At 64.2% G+C, this 16,162-nt stretch carries 14 protein-coding genes; 6 read left to right on the top strand and 8 right to left on the bottom strand.

All coding sequences use genetic code 11. The features are described 5' to 3' along the window. The first annotated feature begins 25 nt into the window (after positions 1-25). From D4765_RS01765 to D4765_RS01750, 4 genes are all read left to right on the top strand, one after another. Entirely contained in the window at positions 26-1,243 is a 1,218-nt protein-coding gene (locus tag D4765_RS01765; protein ID WP_136640502.1) for a phosphoglycerate kinase, read from the top strand. Next, complete coding sequence (gene tpiA, locus D4765_RS01760) at positions 1,237-2,040, top strand: triose-phosphate isomerase (protein WP_136640501.1); 804 nt, start codon at positions 1,237-1,239, stop codon at positions 2,038-2,040. Before D4765_RS01765 ends, tpiA begins: the two co-directional genes overlap by 7 nt. A 67-nt stretch (positions 2,041-2,107) precedes the next feature. Next, positions 2,108-2,359, top strand: a complete 252-nt coding sequence (gene secG / locus D4765_RS01755; RefSeq protein ID WP_136640500.1) for a preprotein translocase subunit SecG — start codon at positions 2,108-2,110, stop codon at positions 2,357-2,359. A 10-nt stretch (positions 2,360-2,369) separates the two neighbouring features. Further along, the gene (locus D4765_RS01750) at positions 2,370-2,741 is read left to right on the top strand and encodes an RNA polymerase-binding protein RbpA (protein WP_136640499.1); all 372 of its coding nucleotides are present in this window, start codon (positions 2,370-2,372) and stop codon (positions 2,739-2,741) included. Between the two features lie 90 nt (positions 2,742-2,831). On the opposite strand, the gene D4765_RS01745 is transcribed toward D4765_RS01750, so the two are convergent. From D4765_RS01745 to tkt, 7 genes are all read right to left on the bottom strand, one after another. Then, a complete protein-coding gene (locus D4765_RS01745; RefSeq protein WP_476718327.1) occupies positions 2,832-4,682 on the bottom strand; it encodes an RCC1 domain-containing protein in 1,851 nt (616 codons plus the stop codon). A 140-nt stretch (positions 4,683-4,822) separates the two neighbouring features. Continuing rightward, positions 4,823-5,593: a 6-phosphogluconolactonase gene (pgl, locus tag D4765_RS01740; RefSeq protein ID WP_136640497.1), complete on the bottom strand. Its 771-nt coding sequence runs from the start codon at positions 5,591-5,593 to the stop codon at positions 4,823-4,825. 22 nt (positions 5,594-5,615) lie between these two features. After that, complete coding sequence (locus tag D4765_RS01735; protein ID WP_136640496.1) at positions 5,616-6,590, bottom strand: glucose-6-phosphate dehydrogenase assembly protein OpcA; 975 nt, start codon at positions 6,588-6,590, stop codon at positions 5,616-5,618. After that, positions 6,587-8,128 (bottom strand): glucose-6-phosphate dehydrogenase, encoded by a 1,542-nt coding sequence (gene zwf / locus D4765_RS01730; protein WP_136640495.1) that lies wholly within the window; start codon positions 8,126-8,128, stop codon positions 6,587-6,589. Before zwf ends, D4765_RS01735 begins: the two co-directional genes overlap by 4 nt. Before the next feature lie 48 nt (positions 8,129-8,176). Beyond that, entirely contained in the window at positions 8,177-9,787 is a 1,611-nt protein-coding gene (locus D4765_RS01725) for a glucose-6-phosphate isomerase (protein ID WP_136640494.1), read from the bottom strand. Beyond that, positions 9,784-10,920, bottom strand: coding sequence for a transaldolase (gene tal, locus D4765_RS01720; RefSeq protein ID WP_136640493.1), 1,137 nt, complete (start codon positions 10,918-10,920; stop codon positions 9,784-9,786). The genes D4765_RS01725 and tal overlap by 4 nt, the downstream gene beginning before the upstream one ends. Positions 10,921-10,945: 25 nt before the next feature. Further along, positions 10,946-13,045, bottom strand: a complete 2,100-nt coding sequence (tkt, locus tag D4765_RS01715; protein ID WP_136640492.1) for a transketolase — start codon at positions 13,043-13,045, stop codon at positions 10,946-10,948. A 188-nt stretch (positions 13,046-13,233) separates the two neighbouring features. Here tkt and D4765_RS01710 point away from each other — a divergent pair, with 188 nt between their 5' ends. Together D4765_RS01710 and D4765_RS19405 are read left to right on the top strand one after the other, a co-directional pair. Continuing rightward, complete coding sequence (locus D4765_RS01710) at positions 13,234-14,169, top strand: heme o synthase (protein ID WP_136640491.1); 936 nt, start codon at positions 13,234-13,236, stop codon at positions 14,167-14,169. A gap of 477 nt (positions 14,170-14,646) precedes the next feature. Further along, positions 14,647-14,910 (top strand): DUF559 domain-containing protein, encoded by a 264-nt coding sequence (locus D4765_RS19405; protein ID WP_201799199.1) that lies wholly within the window; start codon positions 14,647-14,649, stop codon positions 14,908-14,910. A 39-nt stretch (positions 14,911-14,949) separates the two neighbouring features. Here D4765_RS19405 and D4765_RS01700 read toward each other — a convergent pair whose 3' ends face one another. Next, the gene (locus D4765_RS01700) at positions 14,950-16,077 is read right to left on the bottom strand and encodes a COX15/CtaA family protein (RefSeq protein ID WP_136640489.1); all 1,128 of its coding nucleotides are present in this window, start codon (positions 16,075-16,077) and stop codon (positions 14,950-14,952) included. Positions 16,078-16,162: the final 85 nt, after the last annotated feature.

Genomic DNA, 16,162 nt, shown 5'->3' with positions numbered 1-16,162 from the left:
ATCTGCGAGATAGGTAAGACGAGAAGTGACGATACGAACCCTTGAGTCCCTCGGGTCGCTGGCTGGCAAGACTGTTCTTGTTCGCTGCGACCTGAACGTGCCGTTGAAAGACGGCATCATCACCGACGACGGGCGAGTACGCGCGTCACTTCCCACACTGAAGGCGCTTGCCTCCCAGGGTGCCCGGGTGGTCATTGTGAGCCACCTCGGGCGCCCTGAGGGCACGCCCGAAGCGAAGTACAGCCTGGCACCGGTTGCGGCCCGGCTGGCTGAGCTCCTCGAAACACCCGTCGCCTTCGCAGGCGACACCGTCGGAGCCGAGGCGGCTGCGGCTGTCTCCGGTCTTTCCGACGGCGGTTACGCACTGCTCGAGAACCTGCGTTTCAACGCGGGGGAGACGAGTAAGTCGGCCGACGAACGACGTGCCTTCGCCGAAGAGCTGGTGAGTGCATCCGGAGCTGACGCGTTCGTGTCAGACGGCTTCGGGGTCGTGCACCGCAAGCAGGCGAGCGTGTTCGAGCTGGCAGAAATTCTTCCGAGCGCGGCGGGCCTGCTCATTCAGGCTGAGCTCGAGGTTCTCGACAAGCTCACCGAGACACCGACCCGACCGTACACGGTCGTTCTGGGTGGCTCGAAGGTGAGCGACAAGCTCGGCGTTATCGGGCACCTGCTGCCCAAGGTCGACTCGCTGCTCATCGGCGGCGGCATGCTCTTCACGTTCCTTGCGGCGCAGGGTTTTCAGGTGGGCGCGAGCCTGCTCGAGAAAGACCAGATCGAGACCGTGAAGGGCTACCTCGAGAAGGCGGCCGAGCTCGGTGTCAGCATCGTTCTGCCCACCGACGTGGTCGTGGCTTCGAAGTTCGGCGCCGACGCCGAACACACCGTGACGTCGGCCGAACGCATCGAAGAGACGCCGTTCGGTCAGAATGGGCTCGGTCTCGACATCGGGCCCGACACCGCCGCTACCTTCGCTAGCATCATCGCCGCGTCGCACACCGTGTTCTGGAACGGCCCGATGGGCGTCTTCGAACTCGCACCCTTCGCCGAAGGCACCCGCGTGGTTGCCGCGGCACTCACGACCGTTGACGGCCTCGCCGTCGTCGGTGGCGGTGACTCGGCGTCGGCCGTGCGCGCCCTCGGTTTCACAGATGACCAGTTCGGTCACATTTCTACGGGCGGCGGTGCCAGCCTCGAATTCTTGGAGGGCAAACGCCTCCCCGGCCTGGAGGTACTCGGATGGTAAGCAGCACTCAGCCCGGCGGTCGCATTCCGCTCATCGCCGGCAACTGGAAGATGAACCTCGACCACCTGCAGTCGATCGCGTTCGTACAGAAGCTCGCGTGGAACCTCAAAGACGCCAGCCACAGCTATTCCGACGTCGAGGTTGCCATCTTCCCGCCGTTCACCGACCTGCGTTCAGTGCAGACGCTCATCTCAGCCGACAAGCTCGAGCTCGCCTACGGTGGCCAAGACCTGTCGGCCGCTGACTCGGGTGCCTACACCGGCGAGATCTCAGGTCAATTCCTGGCCAAGCTCGATTGCGCCTACGTCATCATCGGGCACTCCGAGCGCCGCACCATGCACAACGAGACCGATGAGGTCGTCGCGGCCAAGGTGGCTGCAGCCCTCAAGCACGGCCTCGTTCCCGTGCTGTGTGTTGGCGAGACGGCTGAAGACCTTGAGAAGTTCGGCCCGAGTGCGGTTCCCGTCGCCCAGCTGAAGGCCGCCCTTGTCGGCGTGCCGTCGACCGCGAACATCGTCGTCGCCTACGAGCCCGTCTGGGCCATCGGCTCGGGCCAGGCGGCCACGCCTGAGCAGGCCGAAAACGTCTGTGCGGCACTCCGCACGGTTCTCGCCGAGACACTGAGCGACGAGGCCGCCGCGGCCACACGCATCCTGTACGGCGGTTCGGTGAAGTCGGGCAACATCGCCGGCTTCATGCGTGAGCCGAACGTCGATGGCGCACTGGTGGGCGGCGCGAGCCTCGACCTCGACGAGTTCAGCGCCATCGTGCGGTTCAAGAAGCACGTCGGCGTGTAACGCACGGTATACTTGCCCTTGGTCTGCGGGGGGCCACCGTCTCCCGTTTTGTGTGAAAGGTTATCTGTTGCAAATCCTCCAGGTTGTCTTGCAGGTTCTGCTCGGCATAACCAGTCTGTTGCTGACTCTGCTCATTCTGCTTCACCGCGGTCGCGGTGGAGGCCTGTCTGACATGTTCGGCGGCGGCGTCACATCCAACCTCGGTGCATCAGGCGTCGCAGAACGCAACCTGAACCGCATCACGGTGATTCTCGGGCTGGTGTGGGTTTCCTGCATCGTCGTGCTCGGTCTCATCACCAAGTTCGACACCGGAAACTAGGGGAAATTCCATGGCATCAGGCGGCAGCGCAATTAGAGGTTCACGTGTCGGCGCGGGCCCCATGGGGGAGCAAGACCGCGGCTACCACGCCGACCGCATCAAGGTCTCCTACTGGGACGCCTTGGGCAACGAGACCGTACGCTACTTCGCGGCGAATCTCCCCATAGACGAGATCCCCGAGACCATCGACTCTCCCCAGTCGGGTCTTCCTGCTGGTCGCGACCAGCTGAACCCGCCCTCGGTCGCAAAGCTCGAGCCCTACAAGACGCACCTCGCGTATGTCAAAGAGCGCCGCACCGAAGAAGAGGCCGCCCAGCTTCTCGAAGATGCCCTCGCGCAGCTTCGTGCCCGTCGCGGCACCGCGGCTCCGGTCGCCAAGTAGTTCTCAGCACTTAACGTAAGAAGCCGCCCGGTTCACGCCGGGCGGCTTCTTACGTTAGACGGGCACAGGGCACCGGCCGACGTCTGGCAATCAGTTGGTGTCGTGTTCTGTATCTGCCGACGCCGGGTCGCAACCGTCGTCACCCGAGTAGTCGGCTGTGACGACGTGTGTGCCACGCGTGCTGAAGATCCACGAAGCAAGCGCGTTGCCCGACGCATCGATGTTCGCCGAACCGATCAGCACGCCATTCTCATGAAACAACACGACGCCGGTGTGAGTGCCGGGTGACGCGCAGTAGACGTTCGCGGAGAACGTGACCGTGGCCCCTGCTCTTGATGTTCCCGGGTGGTTCACCACGTCGAGGTACGACGGGTTGGTCACCTTCACCGTGGCGGTGGCCGAGGTTCCCGAACACGAGGTGGTCGGCGAACTCGTCGCGGTTATCAGATGCGGTCCCGGCTGCAGACTGCTTGTTTCGAACACAGCCGTGCCCGACGCATCGAGCTTGAGCGTCGACAGGGGTGAACCTCGATCATCCAGCACCACCGTCGTGCCGAGCACGGGCGCCGCGCAGGTGAGATGCACAGAGAAATCGACGCGGTCGCCCTCGTGGGAATGCACTGGTGAGGAGCTCATCGAGAGAGACGCCGTGAATCGTTGCGCCGCAAGAACCAGGCCGCCGTCATCGTATGCCGTCACCAGTGTCGCCACATTGGTGGGGCCGAACCCCGGCACTGGCTTCGGGGTACCGATGATTGCCGTCGTAGGGCAGTCGGCCTGTTCACAGTAGACATCTGTGCCCCACGAGAGTACCGACCCGTCGCTCCGCAACGCCAGAGCGAAATCTTCGCCTAGCGAGACTGACACAATACCGCTGCCCGCGGCGAGTGGCGCCGGCATAGCGAGGGGGTTTGGATGAGTTGCATTGTCTGCCACGCCCGAACCGAACTGGCCGCAGGCATTCGACCCCCAGGCCCACAGAGAGCCGTCACTTCTCAGCGCCATTGAGGTCTCGTCGTCACCCCCGCGTGATTTGCACCCGGATCCAGCGATGCCCGACTTGTGGTTATAGTGATTCGTACCGTCAATCGAGACGACCCCGCTACCACTACCGAAGGCTGTCGTAACGGGCGCGAACCGATTGCTGATGGATCCGTCGCCCAGCTGCCCATTCTCGTTGTCTCCCCAGGCCCAGACCGACCCATCAGACTTCAGCGCGAGCGAATACTCCTGGGCAGCAACGATCTGCACCACTCCACTACCAGCACCGAACGGGAGCTGGACTGGAACGAGCACATTTCCTGATCCCGTACCAATTCCGACGTCACCGTAGTCGTTGTCACCCCAGCCCCACACAGACCCATCAGACTTCAACGCGAGAGCGTGGTTAGCCCCGGCGGAAATTGCGATGACGCCCGAACCGGCGCCAAGTGTGGGCACCTGGGTCGGCACCACGTGTATGACTCCAGATCCGTCACCTTGCTGCCCCTGGTCGGCTTGACCCCATGCCCACACAGAACCATCGCTCTTCAACGCGAGCGAGAACGACCCACCAGCCTTCACCGAGACCACACCACTTCCGGCGCTTAAGCCAACGACTGAAACAGGGCTCACAGACGGGGTCATGCCCCCGTCACCCAGTTCGCCCCAGTATCCATAGCCGGAAGCGAGCACCGATCCGTCACGCTTCAGCGCAAGGGTGTGATATCTCGAACTCGACACATCGAGAACGTCAGTGCCCCAGAGACTCAGTGCTTCTGGCGTGCCACGCTGCGCGTTGGTTCCATCGCCCATAACGCCAATGGTGGTTGGATGCGCGCCCCAGGAATTGCCGTTGTCACCCCACCCCCAAAAGCCTGAAACCCCCGGGGTCGTCGTCGCCAAGGCAGGTGACACTCCACCCGACAACAGCGCAACGGCCACAATGCCAACCAAACCCATGCTTCGAAACTTCATACCCACGCTCACTCACGCGACATCGAGCGTTCGCTTACACAATCGCTCGCGAGCGAAGACGTTCTCCACCCATATGAGAGAGTCGGGATGGGCCTGTCTATTACGCCGCTTTCGCCCGAACAGACTCAGTACGAAGGCGCGATGAGGCTTTCGGGCACCTCGGCGGCAGCGTCTTTGTCGACGAAGAAGACAGTGCGCTTGCGGCCCTGGGCACCGGCAGCTGGCACCTCTTCGATGGATGCACCGGCGAGGGCGAGCCCGAGAGGTGACGCCTTGTCGGCGCCGGCCATGACCAGCCAGATGCGGTCGGCCGACTGGATGACCGGGAGGGTGAGGCTGAGCCGCAGCGGCGGCGGCTTGGGGGAGTTCAGCACCGAGACGACGGTCTTCTCGGTCTCGCGAATTCCAGCGAGGCCGGGGAACAGCGACGCGATGTGACCGTCGGGGCCAACTCCGAGAAACATGATGTCGAAGCGCGGGTACCGTGCGCCATCCGGAGCCGCCTCGTCGAGCTGGCGGGCATAGTCGGCCGCTGCCTCGTCGATATCGGCGATCTGGTCGGTGGAGGCGAAGGCGTGAATCTTCGCCTCATCGACCGGGATGTGGTTCAGCAGAGCCTCGCGGGCCTGCAGGTCGTTGCGATCGGCGCTGGACGCCTCGACGAAACGCTCGTCGCCCCACCAGAAACTGATGCGATGCCAGTCGACGTTGTTTTGCGCCGGCGAGTTCTTGATGGCTGCCAGAACGGCGGTATTCACGCTACCGCCGCTCAGCACGACATGAGCTTCGTCGTACTCGTCAAGGATGTCGATGATCTTTGTGATGAACCGGGCGGCTACAGCCCCGGCCAAAGAGTCTTTATCGGGATGAACGAGAACACGACGGTCTGTTGTCATTGATTCCAGCCTTCACAGCTACTTAGGAACGGCTTTGGAAGCCTACTTCAGTCGATTCGAAGAGCTCAGCGAGCCCAACGGAGATCACTTCACCATACAGGTCGTCAGGGTCGAGCCTGCGCAGTTCTTCGGCCAGGCAGTCACGGAGGTTGCGACGTGGTAGGGCGAGGTCGTGTGTGGGCTGATTGGGCTGAATGAGCGTCGCCACGTTGGGAATCTCGCGCGTCAGGTCGATGGTGCCCGACTCGCGAACGAGCTTGACACTGTGAATGCCGCTCGACCCGTTCGCCCGCTGGGTGAGGCCGTACGTGACCGGCACCTTCAGCTGGTGACCGAGCCAGGCCGCGAGCAGCAGAGTGGAGGGAGAATCGGATGCTCCCTGAACCTCGACCGCGGTGACCGGCTCATACGGGGGCTGGTCGAGCACAGCTGCGAGCTGCGCCCTCCACAGGGTGAGGCGAGTCCACGCGAAGTCGGTGTCGCCGGGCGCATACGTCTCTGAGAGACGGATCAGCGACTCGACCGGGTTCGGGTGGTTCGACGCGTCGGTGATGCGGCGCTGGGCGATGCGGCCGAGGCTCGACGTCGACGCCTTCTCGGGGCTCTCGCCGGGCCACCAGACCACGACGGGTGCATCGGGCAGAAGCAGACCGGTGACGAGGCCTTCTTCGTCTGAGGCGGCTGCGCCGTAGGCCTTGAGTAACACGACCTCGCTGGCGCCTGCGTCGCCACCGACGCGGATCTGGGCATCCAGTCGCGCACCGCGACCACTGCGGGCACCGTCGGTCTCGCTGTCGGTCGACACGACGATGACGCGCATCGGATGCTCGCGCGAGGCGTCGTTGGCGGCCTCGATGGCCTCCTCTTCGTGCCCCAGGCTCGTGCGGATGACCAGCGTCAGAACACGCCCGAGGGCGACAGCGCCACCCTCTTCACGAATCTTGACGAGGGCTTTCGAGATCTTGCTGGTATTGGTGTCGGGAAAGTCGACGATCACGGGCGTCTCCAGGTTCTGCCGTCGCGGGAAAGAAGTTCATCGGCCGAGTCGGGGCCCCAAGTTCCGGGGCGGTACTGGTCGGGCTGGCCCTGCGTCGCCCAGTACTCCTCGATGGGGTCGAGGATCTTCCACGACAGCTCCACCTCCTGGTGGCGTGGGAAGAGGGGCGGGTCACCGAGCAGAACGTCGAGGATCAGGCGTTCGTAGGCCTCGGGGGAGGCCTCGGTGAACGCGTGGCCATAACCGAAGTCCATGGTCACGTCGCGCACCTGAACACCGGCACCGGGCACCTTCGAGCCGAACCGGATGGTCACACCCTCGTCGGGCTGAACCCTGATGACGAGGGCATTCGAGCCGAGCTCAGACGTCTGAGCCTCAGCGAAGAGGTGCTGGGGCGCACGCTTGAACACCACGGCGATCTCAGTGACGCGGCGGCCGAGGCGCTTGCCCGCACGCAGATAGAACGGCACGCCGTTCCAGCGACGGGTGGCGATGTCGAGGCGCACCGCGGCATAGGTCTCGGTGGTCGAGTCGGGGTTCATACCGTCTTCTTCGAGGAAGCCGGGCACGTACTCACCGCCCTGCCAGCCGCTCGAATACTGGCCTCGAGCCGTGGAATGGCTGAGGTCTTCGGGAAGCTTGACAGCCGCCAGCACCTTCTCCTTCTCGGCACGCAGGTCTGCGGCGTTGAACGAGATGGGCTCTTCCATTGCGGTGAGGGCCATGAGCTGAAGCAGGTGGTTCTGGATGACGTCGCGTGCCGCGCCGATGCCATCGTAGTAGCCGGCCCGGCCGCCAACGCCGATGTCTTCGGCCATCGTGATCTGCACGTGGTCGACGTAGTTTGCGTTCCAGATGGGCTCGTAGAGCTGGTTCGCGAAGCGCAGAGCGAGGATGTTCTGCACGGTCTCTTTGCCGAGATAGTGGTCGATGCGAAAGACGTCGTCAGGTGCGAACACCGATTCGACCACATCGTTCAGCTCACGAGCCGTCTTCAGGTCGCTGCCGAACGGCTTCTCGATGACCACGCGGCGCCACTGGCCGGGCTCCGGGTGAGCGAGGCCAGAACGTCGAAGCTGCTCGGTGACCAGCGGGAACGCCTTCGGGGGGATAGAGAGGTAGAACGCGTGGTTGCCCATGGTGCCCCGGTGGGCGTCCAGCTCGGCGATGGTCTCTTTCAGGTGCACGAACGCCTGGTCATCGTCGAATTCGCCCGAGACGAAACGGATACCCTCCGACAGCTGGCGCCACACGTCTTCATCGAAGGGCGTGCGCGCGTACTCTTTGACGGCGTCGTGAACGACGCGCTCGAAGTCTTGGTCTTCCCAGTCGCGGCGGGCGAACCCGACGAGCGAGAAGCCTGGAGGCAAGAGCCCCCGGCTGGCCAGATCGTAAACCGCTGGCATCAGTTTCTTGCGGGAGAGGTCGCCGGTCACACCGAAGATCACGAGGGCGCTGGGCCCCGCGATGCGGTTGAGTCGGCGGTCTTTCGCAAGTCTGAGCGGATTGTAATCCGGAGTGATTTCTACCGGGGGCATCTTGCTCCTTGTACTAGTACAGTGACGCTTCGGGTGAGCGCTGGATCGTTATTTGACGGCGTCGAACAACGTCGAGACGTTGACGGCGGGGTCGGTCAGGTTGAGCCGCAGAACCGGGCGGCCGTGCTGTTCGAGAACAGCCGCGTCACCCGCTGCCTGGGCCTTTATGAGCTGGCCGAAGGTGAACGGCCGCTCGGGAATGGTGAGATCGCTGGGCGCGTTCTCGGTGATCTGCAGGAACACGCCGACGGCGGGGCCGCCCTTGTGGAACTGACCGGTCGAGTGCAGAAACCGAGGGCCCCAGCCGAACGTCACTGGGCGAGCGATCTTCGACGCGAGGGCATCTCGCAGCTCAACGAGCTGGGGGAGCGAGAGCCGGTCGACATATGCCTGGATCGACACATACCCGTCGGTCGGCGTCTCGGCCAACAGGGCTGACACAGCGGCTGCGATGGAGTCGACACCGGAGACGACCGATGCGGTACCCCGAACCTCGATGCCGCCGGCTGTGAACGCCGGGGCTTCGGGCGCAGGCTGCGCGTCGAGCAGGCCGCGCGTGGCGACCTTAGCCGACTCCACGTCGGGCTGGTCGAACGGGTTGATGCCGAGCAGGCGCCCGGCGACAGCCACGGCGTACTCCCACGCGAGAATCATTCCGCCGAGCGAACCGCTCATGAGAATCTCGCCCTCGTGGCGGTTCTGCGGGAACAGGTGGAACTGGTCGGCATCTTTCACCAGGCGCACGATCTGCACGTCGTCGAGCTTCTCGGTGAGCTCGGGCGACGTCGTGTCGAGAACGACCGGCAGCAGACCGCGGCCGATCTTTCCCGTCGACTCGGCGATCAGCTGTTCGACCCAGTCACCGAAGCCCACGATGTGGGTTCCGTCGGCCACGATGCCCAGCTTGTTCTTCAGGGGAGAAGTGCCGGCGATGGCAGCCCCGAGGATGAGCCCGGGGTTGTCGGCGTCGTCAGTGGCCAGGTACAGCTCGATTGCCTCGGCTTCGTCGAGCAGCTCGCCTATGTCGGCACCTGCGAGCCCCGACGGCACGAGGCCGAACGCGGTCAGCGCGGAGAACCGGCCGCCCACGGTGGGGTCTGCGGTGAACACGCGGTAGCCGTCGGCACGAGCGGATGCCTCGAGAGGCGAACCGGGGTCGGTCACGACGATGATGCGCTCTTTCGGGTCGATTCCGATGTCTCGGAACGCCTTCTCGTACGAGCGCTTCTGGCTGTCGGTCTCGACGGTCGAACCCGACTTCGACGAGACCACGAGCACGGTCGTGGCGAGGCGGTCGGCGAGGGCCGCCTCGACCTGCGTGGGGGCTGTCGAATCGAGCACAGTCAGCTCGACGCCGGCCGTGCGGGTGATGACCTCGGGAGCGAGCGACGAACCACCCATCCCCGCGAGAACGATGTGGTTCACGCCTGTGGCGATCAGCTCAGCGCGAAGCGCCTCGATCTCGGCGACAAGCGGCCGCGAGATCGAGACCGCTTCGGTCCAGCCGAGACGCTGCGACGCCTCTGCCTCGGCCTCGGGGCCCCAGAGCGCCGGGTCGAGCCCGGTGATGCTCGAGGCCACGAGGTCACTGACCAGCTGCCCGACGTGTGTCTCGACAGCTACCGCAGCAGCGCCCGTGACATGGACGCGAACGCTCATGCGTTGTCGGCGCTCTTGGCGCCGTCGAGTGCCGTCTGAACGGTTTCGAGCAGTTCGTTCCACGACACGATGAACTTCTCGACGCCTTCCTTCTCGAGCAACTCGGTGACCTCGGCGTACGAGATGCCCTGCGCCGCGATGGCGTCGAGAACCTTGTTGGCCGTGGCGTAGCTGCCGGAGATGGTGTTGCCGGCGACGACGCCGTGATCGAACGTGGCGTCGAGGGTCTTCTCGGGCATGGTGTTGACAACCTCGGGCGCCGCGAGCTCGACCACGTAGGTCGTGTCGAGAACATCGGGGTCCTTCACACCGGTGGAGGCCCAGAGGGGGCGCTGCTTGTTGGCACCGGCAGCGAGGAGAACCTTCGCGCGCTCGGTGGTGAAGGTCTGCTCGTAGACCTCGTAGGCCAGCTGTGCGTTGGCGACGCCGGCCTTGCTCTTCAACGCGAGGGCGTCTTCGGTACCAATGGCGACGAGACGCTTGTCGATCTCGGTGTCGACGCGCGACACGAAGAACGAAGCGACCGAGTGGATCTTCGAGAGGTCGATGCCGGCGGCCTGGGCCTGCTCGAGGCCCGCCAGGTACGCATTGATGACGTCGCGGTACCGATCGAGGCTGAAGATCAGCGTCACGTTCACGCTGATGCCGGCCGCAATGGTGGCCGTGATGGCCTCGAGACCCTCGATCGTCGCAGGAATCTTGATGAGCACGTTCTCTTTGTTCACCTTGTCGAACAGCTCTTTGGCCTGCGTGATGGTGGCGGCGGCATCGTTGGCGAAGCCGGGCTCGACCTCGATCGACACACGGCCGTCGAAGCCGTTCGTGGCGTCGTAGATCGGGCGGAAGATGTCGCAACCCTGCGCCACATCGCTCGTGGTGATCTCGAATACAGCGTCGGTGACGGTGAAGTTCTTGGCGGCGAGCTCGCGAACCTGCTCGTCGTAGGCCTCACCCTTGGCCAGGGCCGAAGCGAAGATCGACGGGTTGGTGGTGACGCCCACGACGTTCTTCTCGGCGATGAGCTTCTGCAGGTTGTCGGTGCGCAGACGCTCGCGCGAGAGGTCGTCGAGCCAGATACTGACACCGACGGCTGACAGCTGAGCGGTGGGAGTGGTGGTTTCTGTATCAGTCATTTGTTTTTCTCCTTGAAATCGAAAATCAGAGTGAAAGGCCGGCGAGCGACGTCTTGGCGGCTTCGATGGCGGCGCCGGTGGTCATGCCGAATTCGCGGAACAGGGTCTTGTAGTCAGCGGATGCACCGAAGTGCTCGATCGAGACGCTCTTGCCGGCGTCACCGACGTATGAACGCCAGGTCAGTGACAGGCCGGCCTCGATAGAGACGCGGGCCTTGACGGCCTTCGGCAGAACGCTCTCTCTGTACTCCGCGCTCTGCTCCTCGAACCACTCCAGCGACGGAGCGGAAACAACGCGGGCGTTGATCCCGTCTGCCTTCAGCAGTTCGCGCGCTTCGACGGCGATCTGAACCTCGGAACCCGTCGCGATGAAGATCACGTCGGGCGTGCCGTTCGGCGCCTCGGCGAGCACATACGCACCCTTCGAGACGTTCTTCGCCGACGCGAAGGTCTCGCCTTCGGCGTCGCCCTCACCGCGTGCATAGACGGGGATGTTCTGGCGGGTCAGTGCGATGCCAGCGGGGCCTTTACGGCGTTCGAGGATCGTCTTCCATGCCCAGGCGACCTCATTCGCGTCACCGGGACGAACCACGTCGAGTCCCGGGATCGCACGAAGCGTCGAGAGCTGCTCGATGGGCTGGTGGGTGGGGCCGTCTTCACCGAGCGCGACGGAGTCATGCGTCCAGACGAAGATCGACGGTGCCTTCATGAGCGCAGCGAGGCGTACGGCGGGGCGCATGTAGTCAGAGAAGATCAGGAATGTGCCACCGAACGGGCGCGTGTTGCCGTGCAGCACGATACCGTTCAGGATCGACGCCATCGCGTGCTCACGAATACCGAAGTGCAGTACGCGACCGTACTTGTTGCCCGTCCACTCGTGGGTCGAGTGCTCGGCCGGTACGAACGAGGCGCCCGACTCGATGGTCGTGTTGTTCGACTCGGCGAGGTCGGCAGACCCACCCCAGAACTCGGGCATGATGCCCGCGATGGCGTTGATGACCTTGCCGGAGGCGGCTCGAGTCGAAACCTCTTTGCCGGCCTCGAACACGGGCAGAACGTCATCGAAGCCCTCGGGCAGATCGCCCGTGAGAACGCGGTCGAGAAGCACCTTCTTCTCGGGGTTCGCTGCGGCCCAGGCATCGAACCCGACCTGCCACTCCTCGTGGGCGGCGGTGCCGCGAGTCAGTGCCTCACGAGTGTGGCTGATGACCTCATCGGCCACCTCGAACGTTTCGTCGGGGTTGAAGCCGAGAACCTCCTTGAGGCCCTTGAGTTCGTCTGCGCCGAGAGCCGAACCGTGGATTTTACCCGTGTTCTGCTTCTTCGGGCTCGGCCAGCCGATGATGGTCTTCAAGATGATCAGGCTGGGCTTCGACGTCTCGGCCTTAGCCACCTCGATGGCGTCGAACAGCGCGGCGACGTCTTCGACGTACACGCCGGTCTTCTTCCAGTCGACGACCTGCACGTGCCAGTGCAGCGCCTCGAAGCGCGCGTGCACGTCTTCGGTGAACGCGATATTGGTGTCGTCTTCGATCGAGATCTGGTTCGAGTCGTAGAACGCAATCAGGTTGCCGAGCTGCTGGTGACCGGCGAGAGAAGACGACTCGTTGGTGACGCCCTCCTCCATGTCACCGTCGCCGGCGATCGTGTAGACGAAGTGATCGAACGGGCTCGTGCCGGGTGCGGCATCCGGGTCGAACAGGCCACGCTCGAAACGCGAGGCGTAGGCGAAACCCACGGCGGAGGCGAGCCCCTGGCCGAGCGGGCCGGTGGTGATCTCCACGCCGTCGGTGTGGCCATACTCGGGGTGACCCGGTGTGAGCGAGCCCCACGTGCGCAGCTTCTTCAGGTCGTCGAGCTCGAGGCCGTAGCCGCCGAGGTACAGCTGGATGTACTGGGTCAGCGAGCTGTGGCCCACCGAGAGAATGAAGCGGTCGCGGCCGATCCACTCATTGTCGCTGGGGTCGCGTCGCATGACCTTCTGGAAGAGCAGGTACGCGGCCGGAGCGAGGCTGATCGCCGTTCCGGGGTGACCGTTGCCCACCTTTTCAACCGCGTCAGCAGCCAGAACTTTCGCTGTGCTTACGGCCTTGTCGTCAATAGATTCCCACTGCAGTGATGCCACGAGGTGTTGAGCCCTTCTTCAATTGCGGACGAGGGGAAGGGAGCCCCGGGGCACCATTGAGCCGCAGGTGATTCCCACCCTTCATCCAGTATAGAGATTGCCGGGGTACCGAACCCTGACACTTGACATCGCTTCAACAAGCGTTCGCCTAGACTGCTAGAGGTATGTCAAACGCAGTTAGAGGAGCAATGGACGTAGCTGTAGAGGGTCGACTCGGGCGTCCGCGAATTTCTGCGGGGCAGAAAGTCAGGGCCTACATAGCGCTCACCAAGCCGCGGGTCATGGAACTGCTGCTCGTGACCACTGCTCCCGTCATGATTCTGGCCCAAGGGGGCATCCCGAACCTGTGGCTCGTTCTGGCGACGCTCATCGGTGGTGCGCTCAGCGCCGGCAGCGCCGGGGCGTTCAACTGCTACGTCGACCGCGACATCGACCGCGTCATGAACCGCACCCAGGGTCGCCCGCTCGTCACCGGTGAGCTCACCGACCGACAGGCACTGGTGTTCGCGTGGGTTCTGGCCGTGGTGTCGACGCTGTGGTTCGGGTTGCTCGTCAACTGGTTCGCCGCGCTGCTGTCGGTCATCGCAATCTTCTTGTACGCGGTCGTCTACACGATCATCCTGAAACGGCACACGGCGCAGAACATCATCTGGGGTGGCACCGCGGGCTGTATGCCGGTGCTCATCGGCTGGGCTGCCGTCACGAACTCGCTCGACTGGCCGGCCTGGATTCTGTTCGGCGTGATCTTTCTCTGGACCCCGCCGCACTACTGGCCGCTGTCGATGCGGTACCGCGACGACTACAAGTCGGTCGGCGTGCCCATGCTGGCCGTCATCCGTGGCCGCGCGGTCGTCGGGCTGCAGACCATTCTGTACGCGTGGGCGACGGTGGCGTGCTCGCTACTGCTCGTGCCGGTGGCGTCGATGGGCATCGTCTATTCGGTCGCGGCGGTGGCAGCTGGTGGCTGGTTCATCTACGAAACGCACCGGCTCTACAACACCGCGATTCACCACACCGAGGTTCGGCCGATGCGCGTGTTCCACGCGTCGATCACGTACCTGACCATCCTCTTTCTGGCCATCGCCATCGACCCGCTGCTGCGTATCTTCCCGTTCTCGTTCTGAGCAGCTTCTTCTTCTGAACACTTTCGCGCTCCCTTTTCCCGAGCGTGAGAGTCGGGTTTCCCCAGATCGTCGGTTCTGACACCTCGTAGCGACGTTGTTGGGAAAGTGGATGCTCGGGGAGCGCGTGCGCGCTGTGGATAGCTTTTTCGGGGTCGCGCCTCGCCTGGCTCGGGCTGCCGGGGTCGGCGTCGAGCGGTTACGCCGAGGTGACCTCGCGGCCCCGCACTACAGCGTTCGCGAGCGGCGCGTGCCTAATGAGGTGTCGGGCGCATCCGACGAAGTGCTTCATCGACATGCAGTGGGGGACTACTTCGCACACCAGCCCGTGTACGCCACCCGGGGCGAGGTGAGGCCCTACGCGACGCTCGAGGAGCTGGCCTCGCACGTGCAGACGTTTCGTGGCCGCGGCAAGAGCCGGGCATCCGGAGCCCCAGAGCACATCTGCACGGGGTCGGAGCCGAGATCGGTCGTGCCGACTTGGTCTACCGTCGATGGAAGGTCATCGTCGAGTACGACGGCGACCACCACCGAACCGACGACACTCAGTACGACAGGGACATGCTGAGGCTCGAGCGTTTTCACCTCGACGGCTGGAGTCTGCTGCGCTTTCGCAAACACGCACTCTTCGTCACACCGACTCTCACCGTCGCCCGCATCGAGCTCGCCCTCAGGCGTGCGGGCTGGACCCCCACTCCCGCGGGCCGACACACCCGCCCCCTGGCGCCCACGCAACCCATTTGACGCAGGTCGAGTTTGCCCAGAATGTCGGGCGGGGGAGGGTCAGGCGACGTTCTGGGGAAAGTCGATCGACTTTCCTGAGGTCGAGGCGAACGGGGCGGCCGAATCCGCGGAAGTAAAGGGGGCCGTGGCGCGGGAGCGTTGGGCGAGGAGGGTGGCGGTCATGGCGGCCACGAGGGTGGCAGCGAGGATCATGTGCGCCACGACGAGGGCAGGCGGCAGGCCGAGGCGCGACTGGGTGAGCCCCACGGCGATTTGCACGACCTCGATGATCAGCAGGGTGACAGGCCAGCGGCGGGGGAGCCGCAGGGCGAGGGCGACGATGACGAGAACGAGGGTGAGCGCGAAGGTGGCGTAGGCCGGGTAGCTGTGGATGTGTTCCATGACGTCGGTGTTGAGGCCGTTGCGCGGGGTGTTCGCGTCGCCAGCGTGCGGGCCTGACCCGGTCGTGAGGATGCCCATGATGACGGTGAGGCCCACGAAGACGGCCGTGACCTGCGAGATGCGCAGGTACCAGATGGGAACGACGAGGGAGAGACCTGCGCCTTCGGCAGCCACCGCTGTGCCAACACCAGTGCGGGAGGCCGAGGCACGGTCGCGGCCGGAAGGCAACAGCGACGCGACGAGCGCACTCGAACGCGCGTCGACGGCGCCGGCCTCGGCACGGGCGATGCCGAGTGCGCTGCGCGGGCCGAAGTAGACGCGGTAGACGAGCATGGTGGTGACGACGACGAGCCCGATCGAGATGACGAAGTGCACGCCCACGATGTACGGGTTCAGCCCGGTGAGAACGGTGATGCCACCGATGACCGCCTGCAGCGGGATCGAGAGGCCCTGCAGCAGAGTCAGAACGAACAGATCGCGACGTTCGCGGCGCATCCGGAGCACGGCGACGAAGACGAGAATCGCGATGATCACAATGACGAACGTCAGCAGTCGGTTGGTGAACTCGATGATTCCGTGCACACCCATCTCCGGTGTCGACACGAAGGAGCCCGCGGTGCACTGGGGCCAGGTGGGGCATCCGAGGCCGGAACCGGTCAGGCGAACCGCACCGCCCGTGCCCACCAGGATGATCTGCACCACGAGCGACGCCCACGCCAACAGACGAACACGACCGTCGATGCGGGCAGGGAGCACGGCGGCTAACCGGGAGAGCAAGCGGTTCACGACGGGTTGAGCCCTTCATTCTGATGCGATTGCATAACACATGGCCGCGAATTGCTGCGAAAGACCCGGGGTCTCTTCATCGCGG

It is taken from the genome of Subtercola vilae (genome assembly GCF_004923255.1).
GTDB lineage: Bacteria > Actinomycetota > Actinomycetes > Actinomycetales > Microbacteriaceae > Subtercola > Subtercola vilae.
Note: the sequence above shows the minus strand (reverse complement) of the source record. Positions and strands in the feature narration are given on the sequence as shown.